Annotated in this window: 9 protein-coding genes; 7 read left to right on the top strand and 2 right to left on the bottom strand. The window is 75.2% G+C overall.

Translation table 11 applies throughout. The annotated features are described in order from the left end of the window. Positions 1-48: 48 nt before the first annotated feature. Positions 49-618 (bottom strand): hypothetical protein, encoded by a 570-nt coding sequence (locus ASC82_RS30335; RefSeq protein WP_157863441.1) that lies wholly within the window; start codon positions 616-618, stop codon positions 49-51. Between the two features lie 326 nt (positions 619-944). Here ASC82_RS30335 and ASC82_RS05650 point away from each other — a divergent pair, with 326 nt between their 5' ends. The 6 genes from ASC82_RS05650 (at position 945) to ASC82_RS05625 (ending at position 7,734) form a co-directional block, all read left to right on the top strand. Then, positions 945-1,904 carry a serine/threonine dehydratase gene (locus ASC82_RS05650; RefSeq protein WP_056642432.1) on the top strand — a complete coding sequence of 320 codons (960 nt, stop codon included), beginning with the start codon at positions 945-947 and terminating at the stop codon, positions 1,902-1,904. A gap of 91 nt (positions 1,905-1,995) precedes the next feature. Beyond that, the gene (locus ASC82_RS05645; protein ID WP_056643294.1) at positions 1,996-3,078 is read left to right on the top strand and encodes a magnesium and cobalt transport protein CorA; all 1,083 of its coding nucleotides are present in this window, start codon (positions 1,996-1,998) and stop codon (positions 3,076-3,078) included. 93 nt (positions 3,079-3,171) lie between these two features. Continuing rightward, the gene (locus tag ASC82_RS05640; protein WP_056642430.1) at positions 3,172-4,440 is read left to right on the top strand and encodes an SUKH-4 family immunity protein; all 1,269 of its coding nucleotides are present in this window, start codon (positions 3,172-3,174) and stop codon (positions 4,438-4,440) included. A 115-nt stretch (positions 4,441-4,555) separates the two neighbouring features. Next, on the top strand, positions 4,556-5,035 hold the full coding sequence (locus ASC82_RS05635) for an Lrp/AsnC family transcriptional regulator (protein ID WP_056642427.1): 480 nt from the start codon (positions 4,556-4,558) through the stop codon (positions 5,033-5,035). A 108-nt stretch (positions 5,036-5,143) separates the two neighbouring features. Further along, complete coding sequence (locus tag ASC82_RS05630; RefSeq protein ID WP_056642424.1) at positions 5,144-5,539, top strand: helix-turn-helix transcriptional regulator; 396 nt, start codon at positions 5,144-5,146, stop codon at positions 5,537-5,539. A gap of 236 nt (positions 5,540-5,775) precedes the next feature. Beyond that, positions 5,776-7,734 (top strand): ABC transporter permease, encoded by a 1,959-nt coding sequence (locus ASC82_RS05625; protein ID WP_056642423.1) that lies wholly within the window; start codon positions 5,776-5,778, stop codon positions 7,732-7,734. A gap of 48 nt (positions 7,735-7,782) precedes the next feature. Here ASC82_RS05625 and ASC82_RS05620 read toward each other — a convergent pair whose 3' ends face one another. Beyond that, positions 7,783-9,846: a SpoIIE family protein phosphatase gene (locus ASC82_RS05620; protein ID WP_056642420.1), complete on the bottom strand. Its 2,064-nt coding sequence runs from the start codon at positions 9,844-9,846 to the stop codon at positions 7,783-7,785. Positions 9,847-10,258: 412 nt separating this feature from the next. On the opposite strand from ASC82_RS05620, the gene ASC82_RS05615 reads away from it, so the two are divergent. Then, positions 10,259-12,004, top strand: coding sequence for a tetratricopeptide repeat protein (locus ASC82_RS05615; protein ID WP_056642416.1), 1,746 nt, complete (start codon positions 10,259-10,261; stop codon positions 12,002-12,004). The last annotated feature ends 10 nt before the right edge of the window (positions 12,005-12,014 follow it).

Below are 12,014 nucleotides of genomic sequence, written 5' to 3'. Positions count from 1 at the left end.
CACAGTGAAGACGTTGTCACCGTGTCAAGGTCAAGCGAGGCCGGTCGGTCAGCGGCCGTACATGCCCCTGCACAGCTCTGCGGCGCCCATCGGGGCGTCGATGGCCCGGGCCTGGCGGCAGAGCTCGCGCATCTCGGGGGTCCGGGTCCGGTCGGTCGACGATTGCCTCGGGCGCGGGGCGGGTCGCTCCGCGGGCTGTGCCGCGGGTCGCGGCACGTGTCGTTTGACGGGCCTGGGCTTCGTGCTCGGGACGATCGTCTTCCGGGTGGGCCTCTCGGCCGGGGCGGGCGCCGGGGCCGTCCTCGGGTTCCTCCCCGGGCTCTTCCCTGGGTTCTTCGGATTCTTCCCCGGTGTCGCGCGGCGAGCCGGCGCCTCCGGTCGCGGGGCGGCCTGCGCGGGTGGGTGCGGAGGGCGCGGCTCGGTGGGCATGAGGTTCTCGCGGGGCGGGGCCTGGGTGGGCTCCGGCCAGGTCGGGAGAGCGGCCGGCGGGCGTTCGGCGGCGGGGGCGAGCTCGGCGGGCCGGGCCGGGGAGCTCGGAGCCGGGGCCTCGGGGACGGCCACGCATCCGGTGGTGAGGAGCGCGGCGAGGAGAGCGACCATCGCTCGGCGGGTGTTCATGGGGCTCACGCTGCCCGAGCGGGCCCGGGGCCCGCCCGCCGCGCGGGCCGGATCCACCGTGACGAGTGATCCGCGACGCGTCGCCGGTGACGGGTGTCGAACGGCCGGTGGCGCATGGCCGGTGACGCACGGCCGGTGCCGGGCCCGGCGACAACCGGTCGCGTCCTGCCTGGACGTCCCCGCCTCCGCCTCCGCCCCTTCCCCGCCCCGCCACCGCGACAGCCGGCGTGCTGTCGGCGTGCGGTCGCCCCGGAGCGTCGCGGTAGGTTCGGGGTACGTCCAGCGGGGTCCGCGAGCGCCCCGGCCGAGCACCCGCAGGAGCCCCCGTGCACACCCTCGTCTACGACGACATCACGACCGCCGCCGACCGCGTCGCCGGTCACGTCCGGCCCGTCGCCCTCGCGGGGCCCACGGAGCCCGGCGGGGTGCACCTCGCACTGGAGCTGATGCAGCACACCGGCTCGTTCAAGGCGCGCGGCGCGCAGAACTTCCTGCTCGCCCACCGCGAGGCCGGCACCCTCCCCGACGCCGGGATCACGATCGCCTCCGGCGGCAACGCCGGTCTCGCCTGCGCCTGGGCCGCCGCCCGCCAGGGCGTCCCTTCCACCGTCTTCCTGCCGGCCACCGCGCCCCGGGTGAAGGTGGCCCGCCTCCGTGCGTACGGCGCGGACGTCCGGCTGGTCGGTACGGAGTACGCCGAGGCCCTCGCGGCCTGCGAGGAGTTCGCCCGGACGACCGGGGCGCTCGCCTCCCACGCGTACGACCATCCGCTGATCGCCGCCGGAGCGGGCACGCTCCTCGACGAGATCCGCCGGCAGGTCCCCGGACTCGACACCGTCGTCGTCGCGGTCGGCGGCGGCGGTCTCTTCGCGGGGGTCGCCACCGCGGCCCGGCACCACGGCATCCGTACCATCGCCGTCGAACCCGAGAACTGCCGCGCCCTCGACGCGGCCCTTCAGGCCGGTCGGCCCGTCGACGTCGCGGTCGACTCCGTCGCCGCCGACTCCCTCGGCGCCCGCCGCGTCTCCGCCACCGCCGTGCGCGCGGCCCAGCAGGACGGCGTCCGCTCCCTGCTCGTGCCCGACGCCGCGATCGTCCGCGCCCGGCAGGCCCTTTGGGACGACCGCCGGCTCGCCGTCGAGCACGCCGCCGCCACCGCTCTGGCCGCCGTGGCCGGTCACGCACCGGACGTCCCCGGCGCCGGATACCGGCCCGAGCCCGGCGAGACGGTCTGCGTGGTCCTCTGCGGCGCCAACACCGATCCGACGGACCTCGTCACCCCGTAGGGGGGGCGGCTCCGCCGGGCGGGCACTCGCGGAGGCATCGCCGCCGGTGGCACACTGGCGCGTCGATCCGCCGAAGGAGCACGTCGTGTCCATGATCCAGCGTCTGCGCAGAGCCGTCCGTCTGACGTACCGGCGTGCCGTGGACCTCAGCCACCCGGCCCGCTCCCCGCTCGGCAGCGCGGTCGTCAACTGCGTGGTCTACATCGACGGCGTACGGCGCAGCGGACGCGGCTCGGCCGAGGAGGCCCTGCGGAAGGTCCGCAAGGCGGGCGACGGTTTCGTCTGGATCGGTCTGCACGAGCCGGACGAGAAGGAGTTCACGGGGCTCGCCGAGCTCTTCGGGCTCCACCCGCTGGCGGTGGAGGACGCGGTCAACGCCCATCAGCGGCCCAAGGTCGAGGAGTACGACGGCGTGCTGTTCGCCGTGTTCAAGACCGTCCGCTACGTCGAGCACGAGGAACTCACCGCCACCAGCGAGGTCGTGGACTCGGGCGAGCTGATGGCCTTCGTCGGGCCCGACTTCGTCATCACCATCCGGCACGGCGGCCACGGCTCCCTCGGTCCGCTGCGCGAGGCCCTGGAGGACCTGCCCGAGCAGCTGGCCAAGGGGCCCTCCGCCGTGCTGCACGCGATGGCCGACCACGTCGTCGACGACTACCTCGCCGTCGCGGACGCCGTGCAGGACGACCTCGACGCGATCGAGAGCGCGGTCTTCTCCGAGCAGGCCGACCGCCGGGACGCCGGGCGGATCTACCAGCTCAAGCGTGAACTCCTCGAACTCAAGCGGGCCGTGACGCCCCTGGCCCGGCCGCTCCAGCACCTCGCCACCCACCCGATGCCATTGATCGACCCGGACATCAGGGCGTACTTCCGGGACGTGAACGACCACCTCGCCCGCGTCGCGGAGCAGGTCACGTCGTTCGACGCGCTCCTCGACTCGATCCTCCAGGCCCATCTCGCGCAGGTGACCGTCGCCCAGAACGAGGACATGCGCAAGATCACCGCCTGGGCCGCGATCGTCGCCGTCCCGACCATGGTCTGCGGCGTCTACGGCATGAACTTCGAGCACATGCCCGAGCTGCGCTGGACCTACGGCTACCCGCTGGTCCTCGGCGTCATCGCCGTCTCCTGCGTCGTCATCCACCGGGGCTTCCGCCGCAACGGCTGGCTCTGACCGCCGAATTGTCCGCCGGGGGGTGAGGGATCCGGGGCGCCGGATCCGGGGCCGGGTACGAGCACCGGTCCCGGCGGATGGCACCCTGCTCGGATGACCGACCGAGACCTCCGCACCCTCCTCGACGACCCCGCCCTCGTCCTCCGCCACGACCGCGCCGCACTGCGCGCCCGGCTGACCGCCCTGCCCGAAGGAGACGGCGGCGTGGGCCGCGAGGTGTTCACCCAGGCCGAGGGCGTATTCGGGGGCGCCGACGTGTCCTCCGCCGAGTTCGCCTCGTGGCTGCACTTCGCGGCGACCGTCCTGGGCCACCACGCCTACGCGGAGCGGGTGGCCGCCGCCGAACCCGGGCTGCCCTGGCGGACGGTGTGGGCCTGGTGGCGGCCGGTCGGCGCGTACGAGGCGGAGCCGAACCTGAGCGGCGACCGGTCGGCCGAGGTGTACGAGGCCGAGGGTCGGCGGCTCGTGAAGGTGTGGGCCCTGTGGTGCGAGGAGACGTGGTTCGACCTGGCGACCGGGGAGCGGCGCGCCGCCCCCGCCGAGGATGCCGCCGAGCCCCTCGACGACGTGGACCCGGACGAGCCCTGGCAGTTCGACTGCCCGGAGACCTGGGAAGAACCGGCCGCGGTGGTGGACGGGGGACGGTTCCTGTTCCTCGACGCGCGCGGAGTGGTCTTGGTCCAGGGGAACGAGACGGGCTCGTCCGCGGCGGGATCGGGGCCGCGCGGGTGGACCGCGCCGGGTGGCGGCGGGCCGTGGTTCATGCCCAGCGACGCTGTCGGTGCCCTCTCCGGCCCGAGGGACGGCAGCGGTCCGCTCACCGCCGGGCGGCTTGAGCACGTGTTCGGGAACGGTCAGGTCGTCCGGGTCCCGGCCGCCGAGCTCCCCGAGGCCCTCACGCACGCGCCGACCCGGGCCCTGCTCGACCAGGTCGGCCTGCCCCACCACTGGAGCGCGGGCGTCACCTCGTTCGCCGTGGACGACGAGCTGTTGGGCCCCGGCCCCGACGGCCTGCTCCGCGTCGGCGCGTTCGACCTCGGCCACTGCGATCCCGGCGAGGTCTTCGTCCACCCGGCGACCGGCGCGGTCGCCCTGCGGCAGCCCGACGGCAGCCACGGTCCGGGCGGGGACGCGGCCTTCCCCCTCGTACGCGATCTGGAGGCGTTCGTCCGGTTCCTGGAGGGCGTACGCCGCCACATGGGCGCCTGCTGGGACCCGTACTCCGGCGAGGAGGGCCCGGAGACGTTCCTCCGGGCGATGGCCACCGTGGACGCGGAGGCGCTGGCGGAGGACGCGCCCGGCGCGGAGGTCTGGGAGCATCTCTTCGCCTCCGTCACCGAGCTGGGCGTCGAGGGCTACTGAGCGGCCGGGAGACGTACGGGCGGCGGGCCGGGCGGCGCGTCGCCGCAGGCCACGCCCTGGGTAGAGTCGAGAACCGGACATCCCGACCCCTGGGAGCGAAGGAGGCCGACCGGCCATGGCGGTGGACGAACTCGACACCCGCATCCTGCGGCTCCTCATCGAGCAGCCGCGGACGAGCGTGCGCGAGTACGCGCGGGTCCTGGGCGTGGCCCGGGGCACCGTGCAGGCGCGGATCGACCGCCTGGAGCGGGACGGGGTGATCACGGCTACCGGCCCCGTCCTCTCCCCCGCCGCCCTGGGGCACCCGGTGCTCGCCTTCGTCCACGTCGAGGTGACGCAGGGCCACCTCGACGAGGTCGGCGACGCGCTCGCGGGCGTCCCGGAGATCGTGGAGGCCTTCTCGATCACCGGCGGCGGGGATCTGCTGACCCGGGTGGTCGCCCGTGACGCCGGGCACCTGGAGGACGTCATCCAGCGGCTGATCCGGCTTCCGGGGGTGGTCCGCACCCGGACCGAGATCGCGCTGCGCGAGCGGGTGCCGCACCGGCTGCTCCCCCTCGTCGAGGCGGTCGGGCGCAGGTCGGGCGCCTCCTGAGCGCACGGCACCCGTGTGTTGTCCATTCCTCCAACGAGGCTGGCGAATGCGCCGAGATACGGCTCGATTCATTGGAGATAGGAGGGCGTACGGCCTAACGTGGCGCACATGCAGTCCTACACCATCGGGCAGGCGGCGCGTCTCCTGGGCGTCAGCCCCGACACCGCACGCCGCTGGGCCGACGCCGGCCGGGTCGCGACCCATCGCGACGAGAGCGGCCGGCGGGTCGTCGACGGCCGCGATCTGGCCGCCTTCTCGATCGAGATCGCCCAGGGCGGCACGGGCGACGAGGACGAGTCGTACACCTCGGCCCGCAACGCCTTCCCCGGGATCGTGACCGCCGTCAAGCTCGGCGACATCGCCGCGCAGGTCGAGATCCAGGCGGGCCCGCACCGGCTCGTGTCCCTCCTCACCCGCGAGGCGGTGGAGGAGCTGGGGCTCGAGGTCGGCATGCAGGCCACCGCCCGGGTGAAGTCGACCAGCGTCCACATCGACCGTGCGTGATCACCGCCTCCCTCGCCCGTGCGTGATCCCTTCGTCCATCGCCCGCGCGTGATCACCACTGCCATCGCCCGCGTGATGCGCACCGACGGCGTGTGATCCGTTCGGACCGCGCCTGATCCACGGTCTTCCGGGGCGTCGGCCTCGTCCATCGGACGGAGTCCCGGAGCACTCCGTGGGGGCTGTCCGCGTCCGGGGGGACGGACAGCCCCCACCCCACCTTGTCCCAGGGAACTCCGATGAAACGCCTCAGCGTCCGCCCCTCCGGTCACGGCCCGCGCACGCCCGTCGTCCTCGCCGTCCCCGCGGTGCTCGCCGTGGCGTTCCTGGTCCTGCCCCTCGTCGGGGTCCTGGCACGTACGGAGTGGGGGGCCTTCGCCGCGCACCTGACGGATCCGGGCACCGTGCAGGCCCTGAGGCTGTCGCTGGTCGTCTCCTTCTGGTCGCTCGGTCTGTCGCTGCTGCTCGGCGTCCCGCTGGCCTGGCTGCTCGCGCGGGTGCCGTTCCGCGGGAAGGCGATCGTCCGCTCCCTCGTCCTGCTGCCCATGGTGCTGCCGCCGACCGTGGGGGGTGTGGCACTGCTCCTCGCGTTCGGGCGGCGCGGACTCCTGGGGCCGTGGCTGGAGTCGACCTTCGGCGTCACGTTTCCCTTCCACACCTCGGGTGCGGTCCTCGCCGCGACGTTCGTGGCGATGCCGTTCCTCGTCATCAGCCTGGAGGGCGCGCTCGGCGGGCTGCGTCCCCGTTACGAGGAGACGGCGGCCTCCCTCGGTGCCTCGCCGGTACGGGTCTTCTTCACCGTCACCCTGCCGATGGTCGCCCCGGGGCTGCTCGCGGGCGCCGCGCTCACCTGGGCCAGGGCGCTGGGCGAGTTCGGCGCCACCATCACCTTCGCCGGCAACCTGCCCGGTACCACACAGACGCTGCCGCTCCACGTGTACCTCCTGCTCCAGGAGGAACCCGAGGCCGCGACCTCCGTCTCGCTGCTGCTGCTCGCCATCGCCATGGCCGTACTCGTCGCCCTGCGCGGCCGCTGGACCGGCACACCGGCCGCGTCGCCCCGGCGGACCCCGCCGGCCCCGACCGCCGATCCCGATCCCGGCCCCGACCCCGACCCGGAACCCACTCTCGAACCGGGACCCGGCCCGGAGCCCGACGGCGGGCGCTGGGCGCTGCGGGCCGAGGTCGACGGCTTCACCGAGCTGACCCTGGACGCCGAACCCGGCACCACCATCGCCGTCGTCGGCCCCAACGGCGCCGGCAAGACGACCCTGCTCCGGGCCCTCCTCGGCCTCACCCCCCGCGCCCACGCCGTGCTGCGGCTCGGCGACACCGACGTCACCGGTCTGCCTCCGCACCGGCGGCAGGTCGCGTGGGTGCCGCAGGACGGCGCGCTGTTCCCGCACCTGTCGGCGCTCTCGAACACCGCGTACGGCCTGCGGGCGCACGGCGTTCCGCGCGCCGAGGCGCGGCGGGCCGCCCGCGCCTGGCTCGACCGGCTCGGCGTGGGGCACTTGGCGCACCGCCGCCCCGCGCAGCTGTCCGGCGGCCAGGCCCAGCGCGTCGCCCTCGCCCGTGCGCTGGCCGTCCGGCCCCGGCTGCTGCTCCTCGACGAGCCGCTCGCCGCGCTCGACCAGACGACCCGGGCCCATGTGCGGCACACCCTGCGCAGCCATCTCGCCGGGTTCGGCGGTGTCTGCCTGATCGTCACCCACGACCCCGTGGAGGCCGTGTCCCTGGCCGACCGGGTCCTCGTCCTCGAAGAGGGGCGCACCCTCCAGGACGCCTCCCCCGCCGAGGTGTCGCGCCACCCCCGGTCGCCGTGGGTGGCCAGGATGCTGGGCAGCAACGCGTGGCCGGGGGCGGCGAGCGCCGAAGGGCTCGCTCTCGACGGGGGCGGCGCCCTGGTGGCGGCCGAGCCGCCGCCGCCCGGCACACGGGCGCTCGCGATCATCGCGCCCGAGGCGGTGGCGGTGCACCGCGAGAAGCCGGGCGGCAGTCCCCGTAACGTCTGGCCCGGAACCGTGCGGGAGATCACCACGAGCGGCAGCCGGCTGCGGGTCCTGGTGACGTCCGACCGGGCCCCGGACCTCGTCGCCGAGATCACCCCGCAGGCGGCGGCCGAGCTGGGGCTCGCGGACGGGGTGCCGGTGTGGACGGGGGTCAAGGCGACCGAGGTGACCGTCGTGACGCTCTGAGCCCGCCGGCTTCACGGTGGCCCGGGGACACCGCCCCGCCCGTGGGTCTCAGTGGGTCGTCCGCGTGCGGGCCATGAGGATCGCCACGTCGTCCTGGGCCGGTCCCGCGAGGAGCTGCGCGAGGACCTCGTCGCAGAGGGTGTCCAGCGGCCGGTCGAGGTCCCGGAGCGCGTGGGCGAGCTGGCTCATCCCCTCGTCGAGGTCCCGGTCGCGGGCCTCGATGAGGCCGTCCGTGTAGAGGACGAGGAGGCCGCCGTCGGGCAGGGCGACCTCTTCCGTGCCGAAGTCGCGGGATCCCGTGCCCAGGGGCGTGCCGGGCGGGCCTTCGAGGAAGGTGATGGTGCCGTCCGGGGTGACGAGCGCGGGCGGCGGGTGCCCGGCGCGGGCGATGACCCAGCTCCCGGTCGCGGGGTCGTGGACCGCGTACACGCAGGTGGCCATCTCGTCCTCGCCGAGATCGGCGACGACGGCGTCCAGCGAGCTGAGCATCCGGGCCGGGTCGATGTCGTGCCGGGCCAGGGTCCGTACGGCGGTGCGCAATTGGCCCATGACGGCCGCCGCGTGGATGCCGTGGCCCATGACGTCACCGATGACCAGGCCCGTCCTGCCGCCGGGGAGGGCGATGACGTCGAACCAGTCGCCGCCGACGTCATGGGCGCTCGCGGGCAGGTAGCGGCCGGTGAGTTCGAGTCCGGTGACGGCGGGCAACGCGCTGTTGGTGAGGCTGCGCTGGAGGGTGAGGGCCGCCTCCCGCTGGGTCGTGTAGAGGCGGGCGTTGTCGATGTTGAGGGCGGCGCGGGCCACGACCTCGTCGATGAGGACGCAGTCCTGCTCGTCGAAGGCCTCGCGGGTCCGCAGCCGCGTCACCGTGACCGCGCCGAGCACCTTGCCCCGGGCCACCAGGGGGACGAGGCGTGCCGAGCCGATGCGGGTCGCGAAGTAGGTGCGGAGCGCCTCGGTGCGCGGGTCGGTGAAGAGCGCCGGGAGGTCGGAGGTGTAGAGGTTCGTGGGTCTCCCCCTGGCAACGACCTGCTCGTACACGGAGTCCAGCGGGAGCTGGAAGGTCTGGCCCGCGGTGAGCAGGGACGTGGGGGCGGTCGGGTCGGGGAAGCCGGCCGCGAGGCGGCGCAGCACTCCTCGCGTGGAGGCGGCCGGGTCGTCCGGTTCGAGGACCGCTTCCAGCATCTGTACGTCGGCGGAGTCGGCGAGCTGGGGCACGAGGAAGCGCACCACCTCCTCGGCCGTCTGCTCCAGGTCGAGGGTCGTGCCGATCTTGGCGCCGGCCTCGGCGAGCAGCGCGAAGCGGTGCCGGGCCCGCTCGACCTCGATGTGCGCCTCCTGGCTCTCGGTGATGTCGACGAGGGAGGCGATGAGCCCGAGGGGCTCCTCGGTGGGGTCGCTGAGGGGTGCGTACGAGCAGGACCAGATGTGGTCGCGGTCGGGGTCGGCTGGCGTGCGGCCCACTCTGCGGGCGTCGACGACGGCCGTTCCGCTGTCGAGGACCTGGCGCATCAGGGATTCGAGCGAGACGGCGTTGACGCCGGGCACGACCTCGGTGAGGCGGCGGCCGACGTGGGCGGCGGCCGGGACGCCGTTCATCCGGGCGAGGGCGTCGTTGACGCGGAGGAAGCGCAGGTCGGGGCCGAGGAGGGCGAGGCCGATGGGCGACTGGGTGAAGAGGCTCTCCATCGCCGCGAGGTTCTCCCGCATGCGCAGGACCTCGGAGGTCTCCACCGCGATGAGCATGGCCCCCGGACGCCCGTCGGGGTCGGCGGCGGGCACGATCCACATCTCCATCGCGATGGAGTGGCCGTCGCGGTGGCGGACGGGGAGCGTGCCGACCATGGTCTCGCCCGACTGGACCCGCTGGGTGAGCCGCTTGGCCAGGTCGCGGTTGGCGTCCGGGACGAGGAGCGGCGTGGCGAGCCGCCCGAGCACGTGCTCGGGCCGGTGCCCGAGGAGGTCCTGGGCGGCGAGGGACCACTCGACGATGCGGCCCTCGGCGTCCTCCCGCCAGAGGGCGATGGGCAGCAGCTCGCGGAGCACGCCCGCGTCCCCGACGGCCGCCCTGGGCGGCTGCGGAACCCTGCTCGACGACTGATGAGTCTTCAACGCATCGACCTACGCATCGGCCTGGCCCCAGAGGGCGCAATCCCTACCGAATCACCCTAGCGGAGTCGTTGACTACGGGCTCTGCGCAGTGCGGCCGTCCGATTCCGGGCGGTGCCGGGAGAGGGACCGGGAAGGAGCAGGGAGGCGGTCCGGAGGCAGTCCGAAGGGAGTCCGGAGGGGCCGGGGGGAGTCGGAGGGGGCGTGGTGGGAGAGAGTGTGGAGGGGGGTGGAGGGTGCCCGGCGGGTTACACGTTTCTTCCGTAGTTCTACGGATGTGCGGGGCGGCCGGCGTCTGCGAGAGTCGTCGCGACCTCCATGCATGCGCATCCATCCGTGCAGATACGTATGCGTCGCCGATACGTATGCGTCCCCGTGTGCCGCCGTTCCACCTCCCGTTCCCGGAGTACCCCGCATGACCAGCCCCCCGTCCGACGCGCGTCCGTACGACCGGGGGCCCGGCGGCGGTGAGCCCGAGGACCCGCACGCCCTGCTCGACCGGGCCCGGCGGCTCTCCGCCGCCGGCGGGCACCCCTCGGCGGGCGGGGCCTGGGAGCGGGCCGCGACCGCCCTGCGGCGGGCGGGCGGGGCCATCACGCCCGCGGACCACGCCGACGCGCTGGACGCGACCGCCCTCGACTGCCGGGGCGGGGCGCGGCCCGCCGCCGAGACCCTCTTCTCGCGCGCCGCCGAACTGCACGAACGGTCCGGCCAGCTCGGCAAGGCGCTCATCTCCCGGGCCCGGGCGCTCCTCACCGGCCCGGAGCCGGGGGTGACGGTCTGCGCCGGACTCGCGGAACTCGGCGAGCGGGCCGCCGGCCTGCACGCGGCCGGCCGCGCCACCGTCGCCCAGACCGCGACGGTCCTCCTGCTGCGCTGCCGGGCCCGCGCCGACCTCCTCGACACGACGCCCGACCCGGCTGCCGAGGCCGCCGCCCTGGGCCGCGACCTCGCCGGGCTAGTCGCCTTCGCCCTGCCGCACCGCGCGGACCCCGCCGTCCTCGGCCCTCTCTCCGACTCCCGCGCGCTCCTCGGGCGGGTCACCGCGCCGGACGACCCGCCCGCGGCCCTCGCCCACCTTCGGGCGGCGGTCGCCGACCACGGCGCCTCGGGACGGCCCTGGCCGCCCACGGAGGCCGAGCTGCTGCTCGCCGGGGTGCTCCGGGCGACCGGGGCACGGACGGAGGCGGCCACCGTGCTCCGTACCGCCGTCGGCTCCGGCGAGGAGAACGTCCTGCTCCGGGCCGCCGACCGGGCCCGCCTCCGTCTCGCGCTCGCGCGGACGCTCGAAGGACCGGAGACGAGCGACGGACTCGACCCGCGGGGCGGGGACGGCGGGAAGGGCCGTGACGACAAGGACGGCGGGCCGGGCCACCCGGGCGACGAGGAGGCCGTGTCCCTCCTCACCGAGGCCGTCCGCCTGTCCGACCGCTCCGGCGAGGACCCCCGTCTCGGCGCCCTCGCCCGGCTGCGCCTCGGCTCCGCCCACGCGGCACGCGGCCGGTGGCAGGAGGCCGCCGCCGTCCTGGAGCAGGTCCTGGCCGGGCCCGCGCGGGACGGGGACGAGGCGGCTCGCGTACGGGCCAGGGCCTGGCTCGCCTTCTGCGCGCTGCGCCTGGGCGAGCCCGAACGGGCCGCCCGGCAGTACGCCCTCGCGGCGGCCGAGGCCCGGCTCCGGGCCGACAGCCGCCACGGCGCGGCCCTGAGCCACCGGGCCGCGCACGCCCTCGGTACGGCCGGGGCGCCGGAGAAGTCGGCCCGGGCCTACGAACGCGCCGCCGACCTGTGGCGTTCGGTCGGCGACCACGGCGCGGCCGCCCGCTCCCTGCGCGCGCGGGCCCGTCAGGTGCGGACGGCGTGGGGCGCCGCCCGGGCCGAGGTGATCCTGGAGGAGGCCCTCCGGGAGGCCCAGCGCGGGCTGCGCGGCGTTCCGGCGCCGGCGGAGCGCGAGCGGCTGCGCGCCGAACTCGTACTGATCCGTGAGGAGCTGACGGATCTCGTCACCCCCGGCGCGGACGACGACACCGGCCCCGGGCTGTGGCTGCCGCCGGATCCGTACGAAGTGTCAGGGCGCTACCAGGTGAACGTGTACGGAGATGTGGGCGGGGCCGGCCCACCGGCCGCCACCGCCCCGGGGACCCGAGTACAGGGGTGCGTGTGAGCAGAGTGAT

It is taken from the genome of Streptomyces sp. Root431, from assembly GCF_001426585.1.
GTDB classification, from domain to species: Bacteria; Actinomycetota; Actinomycetes; order Streptomycetales; family Streptomycetaceae; genus Streptomyces; species Streptomyces stackebrandtii.
The sequence above is the reverse complement of the archived record's forward strand: the minus strand, read 5'-3'. Positions and strand labels throughout refer to the sequence as shown.